Consider the following 18,972-nt stretch of genomic DNA (forward strand, 5'->3'; position numbering starts at 1 on the left):
CCAGTCCTGCCACGCCGGCAGCAGTGCCGACCAGGGCCAGGGATGCGATGACTTTGCCGGTGGTGGTTTTCAGGTTGAGACCCATGATCGTTTTCCGTTTCTTGAAGCCCGTGAGACCGGGACTTTGCTGTCCGATGTCCTCTACTTTCGGGCAGGTTTTTTAGGAAGCCGCAAGGTTCCCGCAAGCTTTTCTCGAAGTTTGGTTAAAGATTCGATCAAGTAGTTTTCGAGTGGTGGGAGGCAAATGCATTGCTGCCTCCCAGTAGTGGAAACGAGTAGCCCGCGGAGCCTCAGTAACCGTGGGCTGCCACATACTGCGGGAGGGTGTCGTCCCGCAGCGCCGCGGCCACTTCCCCGATCCCCGCGTAATCCGGCAGAACGATCGATTGTCCGTCCGGGGAAGTACCCGTGCCCGCGGTGGGCAAGGTGAAGAAGACTGATGCCGCGGGATCCACGGTGCGGAGTCCGTAGGCCAGGATGGCGACGGACATCGGGTCAAAGCCGTCGTCCACGGTGAGGTCATTGGCTGCGAATTGGACGAGTCCCAGCACGCTGGCAGGATTCTGCACGCCTCCCGAAAGCTTGACCAGGAGAGCGCGGAGGAACGTCTGCTGGTCGCGGACGCGCTGGTAGTCGCCGTCGACGAAGGCATGGCGCTCGCGGACAAACTCCAGGGCGGCCTGGCCATCCAAGTGGTTGATGCCGGCCACGAATTGATGCTGGGTCTCAATAGTGGAGGTGAACGGCAGCGTGACATTGACGTCGATGCCACCTAAGGCATCCGTGAGGAGTTTGAAGCCGTGGAAATCAAGCATGACCGTGTGGTCCACATGGGCGCCGAGCAGCGATTCCACCGTACGGACCACCAGGGGGGTGCCTCCCAGCCCAAGGGCCGAATTTACTTTTGACGCGCCGAAGCCGGGGATGTCCACCCAATTGTCGCGCATGATCGAAATACCGTAGACCTTGTGCCGGTCCGCCGGAACGTGGATCAGCATCAGGCAATCCGAACGTTGGTCCGATGCCTGGCCTGTTGTGATGGTCTGGTTGTTCTCCTCTTTGGCATTTTCACGGCTGTCGCTGCCGATCACCAGGATGTTCATTGGCGCCGCCGGAAGCTCCGGGATTGTCGGCGGGGCAGGTGCGGGGGCGGGTGCGGCAGCGGTTGGCTTACGGGTTTGAGTTGCCGACGGCGTGGGGGTCGCGGTGGGGCTTGAGGAGGACGGTGCGGAGGACGGGGTCTTGTTGGATCCGGCGATGACCGCGGCCAAAACCACCACCAGGGCCAGCAAAACTGCCAGTCCCGCCGCAAGCCACAGTCGCCGTCGTCCGTTCATGTCCGGAACGTATCACCCAGGTGGGTTAAAAACGCGGCAGGGAAGGCCTCATTTCGGCCACAAAAATCTCCCGGGCGCAGTCCTGGTGTCTCGACAAAATAACGTCTTGGTAGCACGATGAGAGATAAATCTCTCGCCTTCACATGGGCCGGTTTTGCCGTGTCCTTTCGGTTCCGTAATGGGGGGCTCTCGGCCCACGGAACCGGACGTTATCCCTGCGAGCAAGGGAGGATCCTGCATGGCCCCAACGCCGTGGCGCCGCGCCGTATGCGGGGGACGGGCAGCAGTTGCGAGCTGAAGTTCATAGGGAATTAAAAGAAACCGAGTCACCGTCAAACGACGCCATGGTCTCCGGCGCCTCAAAATTTCCAGGCTAATAACAGCCGGTCAGCAAAGATTTTCCTAAGGAATGAGTCTTATGACTGCTCATCCAAAACCCCTCTTATTGCCGCGCTTTCGGGCGCTCATGATTTTGCTCCTTGCCCTGGTATTGCCGGTCGCGCTCAGCGGCACAGCGGCAGCGGACACTGGCAAATCCCCAAGGACGTGGACCGTCCAGGTCGGCTCCGAATCGTCGGACCAGGCCATCCAGGGAATGTCCTTCCTGCCGAAGAACATCTACATCAATGCGGGTGACAAGGTCACCTGGGAGGCCAACGCGGCCGAAATACATACAGTCACGTTCCTGGCCGCCGGGCAAACCATCGAGTCCACGCAACCCTTTGATCCATTCAGTCCCCTCTATATATCCGCGCAGGGCGGCACCTCCTACGACGGGCACTCCTATTACAACTCCGGCGTGATGTCGAACGTCTCGAACAGTGGGTTCGCCGAAGTCGGTTCCTACACCTTGAAGTTCCCGGATGCCGGCGATTTCACGTACTACTGCCTGGTGCATGGCGCGGCCATGAAGGGCACAGTCCACGTGCGGGCCAAGGGTACGGACTACCCATACACCCAGGAGCAATACAACAACCGGGTAGAGCGGGCTGAACGGGCCATCATCCGTGACGGCAACCAGCTATGGAGCGACGCCCGCGACCAAGCGGACAACCACACCGTGATTGCCGGAGCCGACGACGGCGTGGCTAGTGTCATGCGGTTCATCGAGCCAAAGGTGGTCATCCATGTTGGCGAGAGCGTGAGCTTCGTGAACAACGGCATGGGCGAGCCGCACACGGTGACCTTCGGTGCCGAGCCGGCCAACCCGTTCCCGCCGCTGGGCGATCCGACGAATTATACGGGCGGGCAGCTCAATTCGGGTATCTTGCCGCCGGGCGTGACGTTCACGGTGACCTTCAACAAGGCAGGGGTGTACGACTACATCTGCGCACTCCACGACTACTTTGGAATGGTCGGCAAGGTGGTGGTGAAGGACTAGCTGCTGATTCGAACGCATACTGGGGCTTGTTTCCCGTACGTGGTAGTTTCTTGCATATCCGGGGCTGGTTTCCTGCATGTGCGCTACAAACACCCGGCCGGGAACCAAGCCCCGGGTTGCGGCGGGCCGTGAGCAGGCGGTGCGCACCGCCGTCGTACGCGTTGTATTCTGTACGCTTAGCTGAATTAATAAGCAACCTTATGAAATGAGTCTTTGCGCCATGTTGGACAGCCCTCATACGTACTCGAGTGCACTGGGCGCCCCCGGCTTTCCGGCCGGAACTTTCCTCTTTGACCCGCTCACCGGGAAAGCGGAATGGTCCGACGGGCTCTTCAATCTCCACGGCTACCAGCGTGGGGAAGTAGTGCCCACGCTCGAGCTGCTGATGTCGCACAAGCACCCGGATGACCGGCCGCGGGCCATGGAGATCCTGGCTCAGGTATTCCGCGAGGGCGGACACTTCTGCATTTACCACCGGATCATCGACGCGCAGGGACATGTCCGCAGGGTCCTGACGGCGGGGAATGCGCAACGGGGCCCCTCGGGCACCGTCGCGCTCGAGGGGACCACGGTGGACCTGACGTCCACGCTGCGGCGGGAAACCGAGCAGGCGGCGCGTGACGCCGTCGCGGGCGCCAATGCGACGCGGGGCGTCATCAATCAGGCACGCGGCATCCTGATGGGGCGGTTGCTCCTCAGCTCCGAGGCCGCCTTCAAACTGCTGGCGGGTTGCAGCAGCATGACGAACGTCAAAGTCGCAGTCCTCGCCTCCCACCTTGTTCGCGTGGCTGACACCGACGCGGGGCCGGAAGCAATGGACGAGTTCATCCGTGTTCTCCAGGCCTGCGACCAAGCGGCGGTGAAACGCGCGTTGAGCCCGCAGTAAGAAGCCGGCCGGCCCAGCCATCGCCTCGCGCCCGACGGCGTGGCAGTATGTTGTGGGTCAGGCTCGATGAGGGCGTCTCCGCGACAAGGAGCGACGGTCATGACCTACATCTACAACTTCGCCGATGTCCAGGCAGCGGACGTCGCCGTGGCGGGCGGCAAGGGCGTCGGGCTGGGCAACCTGGTCCGCGCCGGGCTGCCGGTCCCTCCCGGGTTCGTGCTGACCACCGCAGCGTATGAGGCCTTCGTGGATGCCAACGGGATCCAAGCGCGCATCGAGGAGCTGGCGACCCTCCCGTCCGAGGCCGCGCCGCAGGATTACGAGGACGCCTCGGCCGCGATCCGGGACCTTTTCACCGGCGGGACCATGCCTGCGGCCATCGCATACGAGCTCGCCGCCGCTTATGAACGGCTTCGCGGCGGCGAGGGCGGCGAGGGCGGGCCCGAGGGCGGCGAGCGGCCCGACGGCTTCCGGGGCGACGACGGCGACGGCGACGGCTCCCGGGGCGACGACGGCGGCGACGGCGCGCCCGTGGCGGTGCGCTCGTCCGCCACGGCCGAGGACCTTGCCTCGGCCAGTTTCGCCGGGCAACAGGAAACCTACCTCAACGTCCGCGGGGCGGAAGCGTTGGATGCCGCCGTCGTCGACTGCTGGTCTTCCTTGTGGACGGCGCGGGCCATGGCCTACCGGAACCGAGAAGGCATTGCGCCTGGCGACGTACGCCTCGCGGTGGTTGTCCAGCGAATGGTGGAGGCCGAGGCCGCCGGAGTCATGTTCACCGCCAATCCGGCCAACGGTCGCCGCGACCAGATCGCGATCAGTGCCGCGTGGGGCCTGGGGGAGTCCGTGGTCAGCGGAACCGTCACCACGGATGACCTCGTTGTCGAAGCGGGAACGGGCAGCGTGCTCTCCCGCCGGACGGCCGACAAGGAAGTCATGACTGTGTACGCCGAGGGCGTCCCGGACCGCGCCGCCGACCGCGCTGCCGACGTCGCGCCGGACCAAGGAGGCACTACGGAGCAGCCGGTCCCGGCGGAACATCGCAACCGGGCCGTGCTCGACGACGGGGCTGCCGCCGCGCTGGCCCGCTATGGAACGAGGATTTCGGACTACTTCGGAACTCCGCAGGACATCGAATGGGCGCGGGCGGACGGCAATTTCTTCATGCTGCAATCCCGACCCATCACGGCATTGCCTGAACCCGTAGCCGATACCCCGGACACCTGGCCGTTGCCCTACCCGAAGGGGCTCTACTTCCGGGCCAGCATCGTGGAACAACTGCCGGACCCGCTCTCGCCCCTGTTCGCCGACCTCATCGACGGCTCGGTGACCAGGTCCCTCAAGGCCCTGATGAACGAGGCCGTCGGGAGCGAAGTGGTCAGGGACGGCGACGTCGGGCTGCCCACGATCAACGGGTACGCGTACTACTACTACCGCACCGCGGCGATGTGGCGCGTGATGGGCAAGGTTGGTCCCGCCGTGGTCGCCTTGGCTCGTGGCAAGGCGCACATGGGCTTGGCTGGCTGGAGGGAATTCTCGCATCCGCGCTATAAGCAGGTGCTCGAGGACTGGTCCGCAAAGTCCCTGGGGGAGCTTTCGGGAGAGGAGCTGCTTGCGGGTGTCCGGACGCTGCTCGACGCCGGAACCGTGTACTACACGGCCGTGGAGTCCGTCATACCGATCGCCGCCACGAGCGAAATTTCCTTCCGCGCGTATTACGACAAACTCATCCGACGCGCCGGAGATCCTTCGGCGGAGACATTCCTCCTCGGCTACGACAGTGAACCCATACGTGCAGAGAAATCGTTGTACGACCTCGCCGCGTGGGCCCGGGAAGTCGAGGGGCTCGCCCCGGCAATCCTCAATCAACCGACGGCCGCACTGGCCGAGTCGCAGCGAAACTGGCTCCCGCCTGCCGGCATGGACCCGGCCCTTTGGCAGCAATGGCGTCCGCGTTTCCAAGCCCACCTCGATCGCTTCGGCCATGCGGTCTACAACCTGGATTTCGCCAGCCCGGTGCCGGCCGACGATCCTTCGGCGCTATTGGACACGGTGAAGTTCTACCTCCGGGGCCAAGGCAACGATCCGCATGAGCGCCAGCGGCTCTCGGCCGCCCGGCGGGAGGACCAAACCGAGCGCATACTCGCCCGGCTCGGACGGACCCGGCTCGGGCGGAGTCGTAGGGCGCCGTTCATCCGTCTGCTCCGGTGGGCGCAGAAGTCCGCACCGATCCGCGAAGACGCGCTCGCCGACGTCGGGCTCGCCTGGCCGCTGATCCGGCGGATGCTGCTCGAACTCGGACAACGGCTGGTCTACTCCGGCGTCATCGCCCGTCCCGCCGACGTGTTCTGGCTGCGGCAACAGGAGCTGCAAAGCGCCGTCGAGTTCGGCCTCGCCGCGCCGCAACCGCCGGGCTCGACGGAACCGCCCGCACCCGTGGCCGTGGCAATTACCGGGGCGGCGCGCCCCGTCCGCGCCGACGTCGTCGACGAGCGCAAGATGCTTTGGCGCGGCCAGGCCAAGGCGGCCGCGCCGCAACTGCTGCCGGAGACCCGTTGGATGAAGGGCGCTTTCGAATCGATGATGCCGGCACGCTCCCAGGACCAGCCGGGCGACGTCATCAAAGGGGTGGGCGCCAGTGCGGGCCGGGTCAGTGCTCCTGCGCGTGTGCTGGGCGGGCCCCAGGATTTCAGCCAGATGGCGCCCGGCGAGGTCCTGGTTGCCCGTATCACCACTCCCGCGTGGACCTCGCTGTTCGCGATGGCCTCCGCCGTGGTCACGGACGTTGGCGGCCCGTTGAGCCACAGCTCCATTGTGGCGCGGGAGTACGGCATCCCCGCCGTGCTCGGCACCGGAGTCGCCACCCAACGGCTCACGAGCGGCCAACAAATCACCGTCGACGGCGACGCGGGCACGGTGACCGTCGAACCCCCGCCCGCCTAGCGTTGCGCCCCCCCTCCGACGCCCGCTCACTTTTGGGGTGTTTTCGGCGGACGCTCGCTCATTTGATCTGAGCGAGGGTTCGGGGATTTGGCCGTATATCCGAGCGAGGGTTCCGGGATTCGGCCGTATATGTGAGCGAGGGTCCAGGGGTGGGGCCCGACGGCGGCGGGGCGGTTGCGCTGTTGGGGCACCTTTGGGTTGTGCCCCCTCGGACGCTCGCTCACTTATGTCGTGTTTTCTGCGGACGCTCGCTCACATATGGGGTGTTTTCGGCGGACGTTCGCTCACATATGGGGTGTTTTCGGCGGACGTTCGCTCACTTGATCCGAGCGAGGGTTCCGGGATTTGACCGTATATCCGAGCGAGGGTTCCGGGGGTGGGGCCCGATGGCGGCGGGGCGGTTGAGCTGCTTTCCCACCTTTGCTCGGGCTCGGCAGGAAAGCCCGAGATCGCAAGGGTTTCCCTAGGTTTAACCCAAGAAATGCGCAGGATCGCGAGTCTTGACACAGGAAGTCCCAAGGACTGCTCCACGGGGCATTTGGCGTTGCTAAGTTGCTAGAGAGCTGGTGCTGGACCAGCCCACATTCCCCAACTCGCTCAGGAGTTTCACATGTTTTCTCTGGTCTCAAACACCGCGTCCCGCATCCGTCGTGACGAAACCGGCGCCACCGCCGTCGAGTACGGCATCATGGTCGCCCTCATTGCTGTTGTCATCATCGTCGCTGTCACGCTGCTGGGTGGAAACCTGAAGGAGACCTTCAGCAACACGGCTTGTAGCGTGAAGGGCGGCGTCTACACGGCGGCAACCGCTACGGTTCCCGGCTCATGCTCCAAGTAAGTACACCCCACTCAGGGTTGAACGTTAGCCCGGGGCATGTGCCCCCGCTACGTTCGCCGATACATGCTAGGAGATTCAGTGCTTTCCAACGTCCTAAAATCCATGTCCCGCGCGCAGCGTGACGAAACCGGCGCCACCGCCGTCGAGTACGGCATCATGGTCGCCCTCATCGCTGTTGTCATCATCGTCGCTGTGTCACTGCTCGGCGGGAATCTCGTCGAGACCTTCAACAGCACGGCTTGCAGCGTCAAGGGCGGCGCTTGGACCGGGACCGTCGCTGCATCCGGTTCGACGGCGGCAGTTCCCGGCAGTTGCTCGAAGTAGCCGTCACCGCAGGAGCCAGTTTGGTGGGTGGGGCTCAAATCCCACCCACCGACACCCCTTTTTTCTAGAGGCTCCCTTCTTGTTTCAACAGCACGCGACTCCACAGCACGAAAGGCAGACTCTCATGGCCAGGGCAGCAGAGCGCGGTGCCGTGGCGGTCGAATTCGCGTTGCTGGCACCAATCTTGGTCATGCTGCTCCTGGGCATCATGGAATTCGGCAGGGCCTATAACGCGCAGGTATCGCTCTCAAATTCAGCCCGGGAAGCGGTCCGGGTTATGGCGATCTCGAATGATCAAACGGCGGCAAAGACAGCAGCTAAGAACGCAGGCGTCTCGCTGAATCCAAAACTGCAGGACACGAATTTCGTCTTCACTCCCGCCAGCTGCACCTCGGGCGCCCAAATGTCCGTGACGATCAACTACACCCTCAGCACCCTCACGGGAATCGCGGGGCCTTTTCCCATGCAAGGCGTAGGAGTCATGGTATGCAGCGGCTGAGGGGCGAGGAGAGCGACGGCGAACGCGGAGCGGTAGCGGTCCTCGTCGCGCTCATGTTGGTGGTGCTGCTCGGTTTTGCAGCCATGGCAGTGGATGTAGGAATGCTGTACTCGGAAAGGGCGCAGGTCCAGAACGGGTCCGACGCCGCGGCCCTCGCAGTGGCACAAAAGTGCGCCGCCAACACGAGCGATCCGAACTGCTCATCGACGTCTCCCATCGCAAGCAGCATCGCAAACAAAAACGCCATCGACGGTTTGAACAACATCAAGTCCGTCAGCTTGGATCTGACGAACCGGCAAGTCACCGTGACCGCCGGAGCCCAGCAGGCGGGCGGCGCGCCGAACGCCGTCTCGCTGTTCTTCGCCCGCGTCCTGGGCTTCAGCTCGAGCGACGTTGTGACCACGTCCAGTGTTCAGTGGGGGAGCGCCGTAGCTGGTAGAACCGCCTTTCCCCTCGTATATTCCATCTGCCAGGTGCAGGGATACATCGGCGGAGCCCTCCAGCTTCTTCAGGATCATGGCTCCGGTGCCAATCCCAGCTGCAATTACGGCCCTTCAGGCGCCACGGTTGCCGGGGGATTTGGCTGGATTGTCCAAGATCCCGGCGTGTGCGGCGGCACCATAAACCTCGCGGCGAGTGAAGGCGGGAGCGCGCCGGGCAACAGCACACCGGGTAACTGCGCAACCACCCTTCAAAAGTGGGCAGATACCATCACCGCTGGTCGGGACGTCGTCGTTCTGCTTCCGGTCTTCGACGCTGTCACAGGTACGGGAAGCGGCGCCGTTTACCATCTGGTGTCCTTCGCCGCATTCAAAGTGACCGGGTGGAAGTTCAGCGGCAACAACAGTCTTCCCGACAGCTTCCGCAACACGAATTCCGATGTCTCCAACGCTCTTGCATGTACCGGAAACTGCCGCGGGATCATCGGGAGTTTCGTTAAGTACGTTTCGCTGGCGGATGGCTACTCGCTGGGCCCGGTAGACGCGTTTGGGGCGACCATTGTCCGCCTCACCAATTAGCTTTCATCCATTCATTGAGCACAGGAGTAGTAAGTGAAGTCACGCTTGTTGGCCGGATCGGCAGCGGCACTGCTGGCCGTCGTCGGGGTGATTCTCGTCTTCTCCTACGCTCAGGGCGCGGACCAGCGGGCTGTCCAGAACCTGGCTCCGGTTGACGTGTTGGTTGTCAAGGCCGCGATCCCGGCCGGCACCTCCGTGGACGCCATGAAGGATTCCGTCGTTACCCAGCAAATGCCGGGATCGGCCGTGCCAAAGACAGCGCTACACACGCTCGGGGATTCGGCAGGCAAGGTCGCCGCCGTCGACCTCGTCCCTGGCGAGACTTTGGTGGCCGAACGTTTGGTGGCCCCGGATGCACTCAAGACTCCGGGGGATGTCAAGGTGCCGGCAGGGCTTCAAGAGGTCTCCTTTCAACTGGAACCCCAGCGGGTAGTCGGGGGACTGCTGGTTCCAGGTGATCACGTCGGAATCTTCATCTCCATGGCGAATGGTGGAATCGAGGCGAAGCCGGACAAGGAAACCACTGAATTGGCGATTCACAAGGTTCTTGTGACCATGGTGCAGCGCGCCCCGCAGCCGGCAGCGAGTGCACAGGCGACGCCGAATCCGAGTTCCGGTGCGGCCGGCTCCAAAGACAGCGCGCTTCCTACGGGCTCCCTCATGCTCACCGTTGCAGTGAGCGACGTGGACGCATCCAAGATTGTCTTCGCCGCCGAGTTCGAAAAGATCTGGCTCAGCAAAGAGCCGTTGGATGCCAAAGACAGTGGTCCCACCGTCATGCAGAAGAGCGGGGTATACAGGTGAGCCGTTTTGTCCTGATAACCCCCAATACCGATTTTGACCAACGGCTGCGCCAAGCTGTTGCGGGTGGCCTGCCCGGAAGCGTGCAGACATTCTTCACGAGCGTTTTGCCTGCCGATCCTGCTGAGCTGTTTGGCGCGCTCAATCAGGAACAACTCGAAGTGCTGATTCTGGGACCTGACGTTCCCGTTGAGGACGCCCTTCGCTTGGCTACCGTCTTCGATGTGCAATTGCCGGAGCTGAGCGTGATCCTTGTGAGCGAATTGGATCCGTCTTTCGTGCTCCAGGCCATGCGGTCCGGTATTCGCGACATCATGAGCCCGGCAGCGGACGTGGCCCAGATACGGATCATGCTTGAGCGCGCATGCCAGTCTTTCGCCAGCCGGCAGCGCACCATGGAACCCAAGCAATCGGGCTCCCCGAAGGGCTTGGTGATCGGCGTCTTTTCGCCCAAGGGTGGCGTGGGCAAGACGACCATCGCCACAAACATCGCCGTGGGGCTGGGGAAGATCGCGCCCATGAGCGTGGTGATCGTCGACCTGGACCTGCAATTCGGTGACGTCGCCTCCGGGCTCTACCTCAATCCGGAACATACTGTTACCGACGCCGTCACGCCGTCGGCCAGCCAGGATTCCTTGGTACTCAAGGCCTTCCTGACGGTCCACCCGGCAAGCATTTATGCCTTGTGTGCGCCGAAGGACCCCGTTGAAGCAGACGAGATCTCGCCGGAACAGGTGGGCAGGCTCCTCGAACAGCTCGCCCAAGAGTTCCAGTACGTGGTAGTGGACACGGCACCCGGACTACCCGAAATCGGGCTTGCTGCCCTCGAACAATGCTCGGACGCTGTCTGGGTGACGGGCATGGACGTTCCTAGCGTCCGCGGCCTTCGCTCCGGCCTGGACATTCTCCGCAGGCTGAACCTCCTGCCGGAAACCCGGCACGTGGTGCTCAACATGGCTGATTCCAAGTCGGGGCTGTCGGTCCAGGACGTCGAATCGACCGTCGGTGCTCCGGTTGACGTGAGTATCCCTCGATCGAAAGCCGTCGCATTCTCAACAAATCGCGGCATTCCCGTGCTCCAGGACTCGGTAAAGGATCCGGCCGTCAAAGGGCTCAAGCAACTTGTGGAGCGGTTCAATCCCACGTGGCGTGCCACGGCGCAGCGCAAACTGCACAGAAGGGTAGTGGTCTAATGAAGCTTTCCGAACGCCTGCATGCTGCCGAGGACAAGGTCGAGGTGTCTGTCGGCCGGAGGGTCGCAAACACGCCGTCTTCGCCCAAACCGACGTTCGCTGAGTCCACTCAGCAAATCATGTCATTTCCCGCGGGGAAGCCTGGCAGCGCGGTAAAATCCCACACGTCAGTCAAGCTGTCCGACGTCCCTGACTCGCCGAAGCTCAGGACCCCGCAACCGGTGGACGCTTTCGCTGCCCTCAAGCAGCGCGCCGCTACGGCGCTGTTCGAGCGACTTGGGGCAAGGTTCAACGACTCGAGCGTCAGCGAACAGGAGTTGCGGTCTACTGCTCGGGAAGAGCTCATCCGGATCATCGACGGCGAGCAGGTTCCATTGTCCGCGGACGAACGCAGCAGGCTCGTGGCGGACGTGGCGGATGACGTCCTTGGCTACGGGCCGCTTCAACGATTGCTGGACGATGCAGACGTTACCGAAATCATGGTCAACAGGATGGACCAGATTTACGTCGAAAGAAAAGGCAAGCTGACCTTGACGGATTCCGGCTTCAGCTCCGAGGACCATCTCAGGAGGGTCATCGAACGCATTGTTTCGAAGGTGGGGCGCAGAATCGATGAGTCGTCACCCCTCGTTGATGCGCGACTTGAGGACGGGTCCCGAGTCAATGCCGTGATCCCTCCCCTCGCGGTGGGCGGATCGTCGCTGACCATCCGAAAATTCAGCAAAATACCGTTGACCATCAGGAACCTGATCGACTTCGGCACGCTCACACCCGAGATGGCTGAGCTCCTTAACGCTTGCGTCAAGGCGAAGCTGAACATCATTGTTTCCGGGGGTACCGGAACGGGTAAGACCACGTTGTTGAATGTCCTGTCTTCTTTCATCCCCGAGGACAACCGGATTGTCACGATTGAGGACGCCGTAGAACTGCAGATCCAACAGCAACATGTGGTCAGGCTTGAGAGCAGGCCGCCGAACACGGAGGGCAAGGGTGAAGTAACCATCAGGGAGTTGCTCAGGAACTCCCTCCGTATGCGGCCGGACAGGATCGTCGTCGGCGAGGTCCGCGGCGGAGAGTCCCTCGATATGCTTCAGGCGATGAACACCGGGCACGACGGTTCACTCTCAACGGTGCACTCAAATTCCCCTCGCGATGCGGTGGCACGCCTTGAAACCTTGGTGCTCATGGCCGGCATGGACCTGCCGCTGCGCGCAATCCGCGAGCAAATTGCCTCGGCCGTGAATCTCATCATCCAGATCTCCCGTTTGCGGGACGGAACGCGCCGAATCACACACGTCACCGAGGTTCAAGGGATGGAAGGCGACATCGTCACTCTCCAGGACGCCTTTGTTTTCGACTACTCGGCTGGTGTTGACGCCCACGGGATGTTTCTTGGAAGGCCCGTCCCGACGGGTATCCGTCCGCGGTTCATCGACCGCTTCGATGACCTGGGCATCCGCGTTTCTCCCGGGGTATTTGCCGCTCCCCTGGCAACTGCAACAGCAGCAAGGACGTGAGTGGAACATGGTGCTCATGATCGGAATGGCCTTGATGCTTTCAGCCATCCTGCTTTTCGGGGTGGCTGTGATTTTGCCGAAAACCCCGGAAGTTCCGTTCGATAGGAGGCGTCCGTATCACGAAGGCTCGGGGTCCCAGCTGACGCGGTTTGCGGGTTCTGCCACCGAGGTACTTCACGGGGTTCTGGCCAGGCGCAACGTGCGGCTCTTCAATCGTGAAGAACTGGAGAATGCCGGACTGCGGATGAGCCAGGCGGATTTCTTCATCCTTGTGATTGCGGGTGCACTCGTGGGTGCCTTGATCGGGCTGGTGATCGGGGGCCCGTGGGTGGCCATCCTATTCTTCATCCCGGCACCCTTCGTTGCCCGGCTCATCCTCGGTTCCCTGGCTGGCAAAAGGCGCGGGAAATTCGACGCTCAGCTTGGCGACACCCTCCAACTACTGTCCGGCGGCTTGAGGGCCGGACACAGCATCCTCCGCGCCATCGACGCTGCGGCCAATGAATCGGCCAGCCCGACTGCAGAGGAAATGCGCCGGATCATCACCGAGACAAGCCTTGGCCGCGATCTCCAGGCCTCGCTCAACGACGCAGCGGAGCGAATGCGGAGCGAGGACTTTGTGTGGATCGCGCAGGCCATCCAAATCAACCGCGAGGTGGGTGGAAACCTCGCGGAGGTCTTGGACCAAGTCAACGAGACCATACGTGAACGCAGCGAGATCAAGGGACATATCAAATCCTTGGCCGCGGAGGGAAAGTTCTCCGGATACATCCTGATGGCGCTTCCGTTCGGCATCGTGACCATGCTTATGGTTGTCAACCCCGGCTACATGGACGTGATGTTCTCCAATCCGCTCGGCTGGGGAATGATAGCGGGTTCAGCCATCCTGATGACCATTGGCGGTCTCTGGATGCGCAAGATCATCGACTTGAAATTTTGAGGTGACGCGTGAATCCCTCTCTCCTCCTCTCACTGCTATTAGTTCCCCTGCCTGTCGCCTACCTGGCTTGGTCGTTCCTCTCGGTTGACCGCAAAACCCAGCGCGCCGTCCAGGAGCTTTTGACGCAGGGTCAAAGTGTTGCCGAGGCCGGTCCACAAAATCGTGGCGGCGCACTCGAGTACATTGGTTACCGCCTGACGCCTGGAAGCTACGTCCAGAAGCTGGATCGGCTGATCGCGCTGGCTGGCCGCCCGCCGTCGCTCCCTTTGGGACGCGTCCTCGCGGCTAAGCCCTTCCTTGGATTATGCGGAGCGCTCTTGGGCCTATTCATCAGTGCCAACAGCTCGAGTGGGATCATCAAGCTCGTAGGGATTTTTGTTGTATTGCTTGGTTACTTCATTCCGGATCTTTTGCTCTACAGCAAAGGACAAGAGCGTCAAAAAGCCTTGCAATTGGAACTCGCAAATACCATGGACCAAATGCTGATATCGGTCGAGGCGGGCCTAGGTTTCGAAGGAGCATTGGCCCGCGCCGGGGAAAACGGGAAGGGGCCGCTGGCCGAGGAGTTGGTGCGGACACTGCAGGACATGCAAGTTGGACGGAGCCGCCGCGAGTCCTATCTGGCACTGGCCGAGCGTACCAACGTTCCTGAGCTCCGAAGCTTCGTGCAGGCCGTAATTCAGGCGGACACATACGGCATTGCGATCAGCCGGGTCCTGCGGGTCCAGGCAAAGGTGATGAGGGTGAAGCGCCGCCAACGCGCCGAAGAAAAGGCAATGAAGCTTCCGGTCATGATCCTCTTCCCTCTTCTGTTCTTCATCTTCCCGGTGCTGTTCATAGCGATCCTGGGTCCGGCAGTCATCAACACCATAACCACGTTCAGCGGAGGCTGAGCGCAATATCACATTCTCCGAATTGGGCGGACCAGATGAAAAAGGCTTAAATCAAGAAAGGCCTAAGATTTCCTTAAGATAGCCATAACTTCGGTTTTTCCGGAAATTCAGAAAGTAGCATTGGGCTATGTTCAGTTCAGGTTCCAGCGAGGTCAACGAGGATTCAGATCCGAGCCATCCCGGCTCAGTCGACGACTCTACTGGGCTGCCCATCGTCCCGCTGGCCGAACATCCCATACTGGATCTCGCGGAATTCCAACTCCTGGAAGACCAAGTGGACAATCCGCTGATCGCACGCACGTTTGCCGGCGACTTCGCAAAACTCTGGGTTAAGCGATACGAAATCCTGGCCACCGCCGTCGAGCGCGGCGACGTGGCCGCGGCCCTGAACGCGGTCCTAAGCCTCCGAACCTCGTCAATTATGGTTGGCGGTGTTCGCCTCGCGGTGCTTGCAGCGCAACTGGAGGAACGCATTCGAAAAAGTGAATTGCGGGAGGCTCGGCCCCTCCTCAAGGAAGTTGCGGAATGCGGGCATCTGACGGTCCAGGAACTAAAGGACAGCTACGTACTCCGGAACGATTGACCTTCGCCGGCTCAATCTGACCTTTTCGGTGTCAGGCGATACCCGACTCCCCGGACGGTCTGTAGAAATCGCGGCGATTGTGGATCTTCACGGAGCTTTCGGCGGAGGTTGCCGATGTGGGTCTCAACAGCCCGTTCGTCGGCGTCGCTGATGTACGCATCGTCGTCGTAGTAGTCTCCGCGGGCCGCCCTCACAAGGTCAGCGCGCGTCCGCACCTCGCCCTTGGCCCGAAGCAGGTCATAGAGAAGATCGAACTCGCTTCGCGTCAGAGTCAGGACCGAACCTTGAAGCGTCACCATGCGTGACTTGTAGTTCAGGGCCAAGCCGTTGTGCTTGATCACCGCTCCGTCGGGCCCTCCGGTCCCGGCCGAACCACCGCCGCCGGCCGCACCGCCGTCGGGACCCAAGCCCGAACCGCCGTCGGGACCCAGGGCCGAACCGGGCACGTAACCCACGCGACCTTCCTCCGGCAACGCAAGCCTGCCCTCCGCAAGCCTGCCCTCCGCGCGAGGCCGCCGCATCATGGCGGTGACTCTGGCCCTCAATTCACGGGGCAAGAACGGTTTCTTGACGTAGTCGTCCGCGCCGGTCAGGAATGCCGTCAACGTGTCCGGCTCGTCGCGCCTGGCCGTCAGCATCACGACATATGCGTCGCTGAATTGCCGAATCCGACGCAGGACCTCGTGGCCGTCCATATCCGGAAGCCCGACGTCGAGTGTCACCACCGAGGCGTGGTGGTCCCGTACGACCTCCACCCCTTCGCGTCCGGTGGCGGCAGAATGCACCACAAATCCAGCTTCTTTGAGGATGGCGTCAACCAGATTTCGTACATCTTCGTCATCCTCAATGACTACAGCTACCCCAGGCTCGCTCATTGGACATCCTTGTGGGTGCACATCGCCGCACAGCCCAGCGCAATGCGGTAAATGCCACCCAAATACTCACGATACAAGCATTGAAGCCATCTGGCATCTAATATGTGGATTAAGCGCTGCTCCGAACTTCCAGTTGGATCGTTCGGGGCGTCGTATTGTGGTTCCTTGGGGGGAATAGTGGGCTCTGTGCGGTTCCTTCGGGAATCGCGTGGAGCAGTAATTGGTTCGCGAATCTCCAACGAAGGGTCTCGACTTTGAGTGAGCAGCCATTTTTCCGCGCGGCCGCCCGTTTCTTCAGGAAACTCACGCCTCGCGCCCGCCTGGCTGTCTGTGAATTGCCGCTAACGCTTATCATCGCGGGCTTGGCGATCGCAGCCCCAACCCTTTGGCCAGGCTTAATCCAAAATTGGTTGTTCGTCACCGGAGTCGTCCTCCACGGCATCCTGTTCCTGGGCTGTCTGCTGGTTCCTTGGGAGAGATTGTCGCCAAGCGCGGGCCTGGCAATCCCTATTTTGGATTTTGTTGCCCTGTGGTTCACTCGAAACGGCGCCTTCAGCGCGGTACCGGGCCTCATCACGTTGGCTATCTTTCCCGTGATCTGGTTGTCTGCCTCGGGCATGCTTTCCAGGACAAGCCTGATCCTCAGCTTTGTGGGTCCTTTCCTCATCGCGATTCCGCCGGTCATTTCGCACATGCCCCGTCCGACGTCGTCAGACATTTCTTCAGTACTGCTTTTGCCCCTCATGATGTTTGCAATGGCAGTCTCCATTCGTCTGGCCGGCTCAAATGCCCGTCTGCAGCAACGGCGGGTAAGCCAGCGGGATCAGGCCCTGCGGCAATTGTTGGCCGCGAGCAGGGAGCGGGAAACGCTGCTCAAGACAATCCTGGACACGATCGACGTCGGAATTGTCGCCGTCGATTCGAAGGGCGAAACACTCCTGATCAACAACCAACAAAATGCATTCATAAAGATGGCAATGCCCGCGGAAGGCTCGCGGGGACCCGGGGAACAAGACTGGCTGGTTTTCGGCCAGGACCGGCGGACGCCAGTCCCACTTGAAAAGGGCCCTGTTCGGAGGGCCGTTCAAGGGGAAACATATTCCGACTATCTGCTGTGGTTTGGCGCCGGTACCGGCCAACGGGCCATCTCAACCGCCGCGCGGGGTATGAAAAGCGAGCTCGACGACGGGTTTGGTGGTGCGGTGATCGTTTTCAAGGATGTGACGGATGTTGTCGATGCCCTTGCCGCCAAGGACGAACTGGTTGCTAACGTTTCGCACGAATTCGGTTCGCCGCTGACATCGATCCTGGGCAACATCGATCTTGTGCTCCGCGGCGACCAGGAGCTCCAACCAGCAACAAGGCTTGGCTTGGAAGTTGCGGAGCGGAATGCCGAGCGGCTCCGGGCCTTGGTGGAGGACCTGCTCTCGTCAGCCGCGGCAGTAGAGAGCGTGCACCTGCGGCGCACGGATTTGGCAGGGTTGGTCGAAAACAGCCTGGTTTCTGCTCGGGCGCAGGCCGACGCCGCGCACGTGGGACTCGTCGCTGACGTTCCGGCACCCCTGTGGGCGAACGCCGACCCCTTGAGGCTGGGCCAGGCCTTGGACAATCTGGTATCCAACGCGATCAAGTATTCACCCGGTGGCGGACTCGTGACCATCAGGGCCGAGCGGAACGACGGTTGGGTCCAGCTCGAAGTGAAGGACACGGGAATGGGCATGACCACCGACGAGTCGGCCAGGATTTTCACCCGGTTCTTCAGGACAAATGCTGCCCGTCAAGCCGCGATACCCGGCGTCGGCCTCGGGCTGTCCATTACCAAGTCCATCGTGGAACGACATGGAGGCAGCATCTCCTGCAGCAGCGAACCCGGTAGTGGAAGCACCTTCACAGTGGCGCTGCCGGCTGGCCAACCCCAGGAACCGTCACAGGCCGGCGCGCCCGCACTGTATTAGGCCGGGACTGTAGTGGGTCCGTTCCCGGACCGGGTAACTGCACGCGGCGGCAAGTAGTCAGCCGCGCAAAGTAGAGTACCCACTACTCGTGACCGGCCCCGGAGCCGCCAGATTGACTGGAACCCAGTTGGTCTCAATGCAGTTCCTGGTCTCTGGGGGTTATCCGTATGTGTGTTTCCTGCAGTCCTGTTGTGTCCTTTCCGCGTCCCATGGTGACGGGGGCAGTCCGTTGAGCGCGGGGATGGAATCCGCTTCCATGTTCGCCGGTTCGCTGCCCGGGCTCATTCTGATGGACCTGGGCCAGGCAATGGTGGTGGTTTGCGTGTGTTTCGACATGGTCCGTGCCATGTCCGTGCCACGGTCGCATCGGCGCTATGTCGCCAACACCATCTTCAAGACCCTGGCAGTGCCGTCGATTCTCGTCATGGGCGTCAGCGTGCTGGCCAAGGCGATCCAATGGAATTGGGCCGACGTGGCAATGGGCGTTTTCGTGATTGTGATGATCATCTTCCGCTGGCACCAAGACAAGGACGAGGACAGCTGGTGGAAAGGCAAAGGCAAGAAGCTGGCCCGCTGGGCGCGGAAGCAACTGACACCGCGACCCGCCTTGATCCCGGCGTCGGCCTCAGCCTAAGCGCCCACCCCTCCCGACGCTCGCTCACCTTTGGGGTGTTTTCCGCCGACCCTCGCTCAGATGATCTGAGCGAGGGTCGCCGCATTTGGCCATATACGTGAGCGGGCGTCGGGGGGAAAGGGCCATATATCTGAGCGAGCGTCGCTGTCGGTACGCCGGGAAAGGTCCGTTAGTGCCCGACGGCGGCAGTCCCGTTGCGCTGTCGTCCCGCCTTTGCGCCGTGCTCACCCCAGACGCTCGCTCACCTTTGGGGTGTTTTCCGGCGACCCTCGCTCAGATGATCTGAACGAGGGTCGCCGCATTTGGCCATATATGTGAGCGGGCGTCGGGGGAGAGGGCCATATATGTGAGCGG

18 protein-coding genes are annotated in these 18,972 nt (G+C 61.9%); 16 read left to right on the plus strand and 2 right to left on the minus strand.

All coding sequences use genetic code 11. The annotated features are described in order from the left end of the window. Nucleotides 1-223 (plus strand): hypothetical protein (locus AC1DJB_RS18960; RefSeq protein WP_476910694.1); only part of this gene is annotated, 223 nt, incomplete at its 5' end. Nucleotides 224-290: 67 nt separating this feature from the next. Here the strand turns inward: AC1DJB_RS18960 and AC1DJB_RS18965 are convergent. Then, a complete protein-coding gene (locus AC1DJB_RS18965) occupies nucleotides 291-1,337 on the minus strand; it encodes an LCP family protein (RefSeq protein ID WP_441433091.1) in 1,047 nt (348 codons plus the stop codon). Between the two features lie 418 nt (nucleotides 1,338-1,755). Between AC1DJB_RS18965 and AC1DJB_RS18970 the strand changes: the two genes are divergently transcribed. From AC1DJB_RS18970 to AC1DJB_RS19030, 13 genes are all read left to right on the plus strand, one after another. Then, nucleotides 1,756-2,718 carry a plastocyanin/azurin family copper-binding protein gene (locus AC1DJB_RS18970; protein WP_441433090.1) on the plus strand — a complete coding sequence of 321 codons (963 nt, stop codon included), beginning with the start codon at nucleotides 1,756-1,758 and terminating at the stop codon, nucleotides 2,716-2,718. Between the two features lie 205 nt (nucleotides 2,719-2,923). After that, nucleotides 2,924-3,604: a PAS and ANTAR domain-containing protein gene (locus AC1DJB_RS18975; RefSeq protein ID WP_476910695.1), complete on the plus strand. Its 681-nt coding sequence runs from the start codon at nucleotides 2,924-2,926 to the stop codon at nucleotides 3,602-3,604. Nucleotides 3,605-3,703: 99 nt separating this feature from the next. After that, nucleotides 3,704-6,547: a PEP/pyruvate-binding domain-containing protein gene (locus tag AC1DJB_RS18980; RefSeq protein WP_441433089.1), complete on the plus strand. Its 2,844-nt coding sequence runs from the start codon at nucleotides 3,704-3,706 to the stop codon at nucleotides 6,545-6,547. A gap of 610 nt (nucleotides 6,548-7,157) precedes the next feature. After that, a complete protein-coding gene (locus AC1DJB_RS18985; protein ID WP_441433088.1) occupies nucleotides 7,158-7,385 on the plus strand; it encodes a Flp family type IVb pilin in 228 nt (75 codons plus the stop codon). A gap of 78 nt (nucleotides 7,386-7,463) precedes the next feature. After that, nucleotides 7,464-7,709, plus strand: coding sequence for a Flp family type IVb pilin (locus AC1DJB_RS18990; protein ID WP_284990039.1), 246 nt, complete (start codon nucleotides 7,464-7,466; stop codon nucleotides 7,707-7,709). Nucleotides 7,710-7,833: 124 nt separating this feature from the next. Then, nucleotides 7,834-8,208 carry a TadE/TadG family type IV pilus assembly protein gene (locus tag AC1DJB_RS18995; RefSeq protein WP_284990038.1) on the plus strand — a complete coding sequence of 125 codons (375 nt, stop codon included), beginning with the start codon at nucleotides 7,834-7,836 and terminating at the stop codon, nucleotides 8,206-8,208. Further along, nucleotides 8,196-9,227, plus strand: a complete 1,032-nt coding sequence (locus tag AC1DJB_RS19000; RefSeq protein ID WP_284990037.1) for a Tad domain-containing protein — start codon at nucleotides 8,196-8,198, stop codon at nucleotides 9,225-9,227. The genes AC1DJB_RS18995 and AC1DJB_RS19000 overlap by 13 nt, the downstream gene beginning before the upstream one ends. A gap of 33 nt (nucleotides 9,228-9,260) precedes the next feature. After that, nucleotides 9,261-10,031 (plus strand): Flp pilus assembly protein CpaB, encoded by a 771-nt coding sequence (cpaB, locus tag AC1DJB_RS19005; RefSeq protein ID WP_284990036.1) that lies wholly within the window; start codon nucleotides 9,261-9,263, stop codon nucleotides 10,029-10,031. Then, complete coding sequence (locus tag AC1DJB_RS19010; RefSeq protein WP_284990035.1) at nucleotides 10,028-11,221, plus strand: CpaE/TadZ family protein; 1,194 nt, start codon at nucleotides 10,028-10,030, stop codon at nucleotides 11,219-11,221. Before cpaB ends, AC1DJB_RS19010 begins: the two co-directional genes overlap by 4 nt. Continuing rightward, nucleotides 11,221-12,738, plus strand: a complete 1,518-nt coding sequence (locus AC1DJB_RS19015; protein WP_441433087.1) for a TadA family conjugal transfer-associated ATPase — start codon at nucleotides 11,221-11,223, stop codon at nucleotides 12,736-12,738. Before AC1DJB_RS19010 ends, AC1DJB_RS19015 begins: the two co-directional genes overlap by 1 nt. Nucleotides 12,739-12,745: 7 nt before the next feature. Beyond that, nucleotides 12,746-13,678 (plus strand): type II secretion system F family protein, encoded by a 933-nt coding sequence (locus tag AC1DJB_RS19020; protein WP_476910696.1) that lies wholly within the window; start codon nucleotides 12,746-12,748, stop codon nucleotides 13,676-13,678. Nucleotides 13,679-13,686: 8 nt separating this feature from the next. Then, entirely contained in the window at nucleotides 13,687-14,571 is an 885-nt protein-coding gene (locus AC1DJB_RS19025) for a type II secretion system F family protein (protein WP_284990032.1), read from the plus strand. 127 nt (nucleotides 14,572-14,698) lie between these two features. Next, nucleotides 14,699-15,154 carry an Hpt domain-containing protein gene (locus AC1DJB_RS19030; protein WP_284990031.1) on the plus strand — a complete coding sequence of 152 codons (456 nt, stop codon included), beginning with the start codon at nucleotides 14,699-14,701 and terminating at the stop codon, nucleotides 15,152-15,154. 11 nt (nucleotides 15,155-15,165) lie between these two features. On the opposite strand, the gene AC1DJB_RS19035 is transcribed toward AC1DJB_RS19030, so the two are convergent. Then, nucleotides 15,166-16,029 (minus strand): response regulator transcription factor, encoded by an 864-nt coding sequence (locus AC1DJB_RS19035; RefSeq protein WP_476910697.1) that lies wholly within the window; start codon nucleotides 16,027-16,029, stop codon nucleotides 15,166-15,168. A gap of 410 nt (nucleotides 16,030-16,439) precedes the next feature. Between AC1DJB_RS19035 and AC1DJB_RS19040 the strand changes: the two genes are divergently transcribed. Both AC1DJB_RS19040 and AC1DJB_RS19045 read left to right on the plus strand, forming a co-directional pair. Next, on the plus strand, nucleotides 16,440-17,984 hold the full coding sequence (locus AC1DJB_RS19040; RefSeq protein WP_253257456.1) for a sensor histidine kinase: 1,545 nt from the start codon (nucleotides 16,440-16,442) through the stop codon (nucleotides 17,982-17,984). A 241-nt stretch (nucleotides 17,985-18,225) separates the two neighbouring features. After that, the gene (locus tag AC1DJB_RS19045; protein WP_059389568.1) at nucleotides 18,226-18,618 is read left to right on the plus strand and encodes a hypothetical protein; all 393 of its coding nucleotides are present in this window, start codon (nucleotides 18,226-18,228) and stop codon (nucleotides 18,616-18,618) included. Nucleotides 18,619-18,972 lie beyond the last annotated feature (354 nt).

This window comes from Arthrobacter sp. 01T428 (assembly GCF_056398685.1).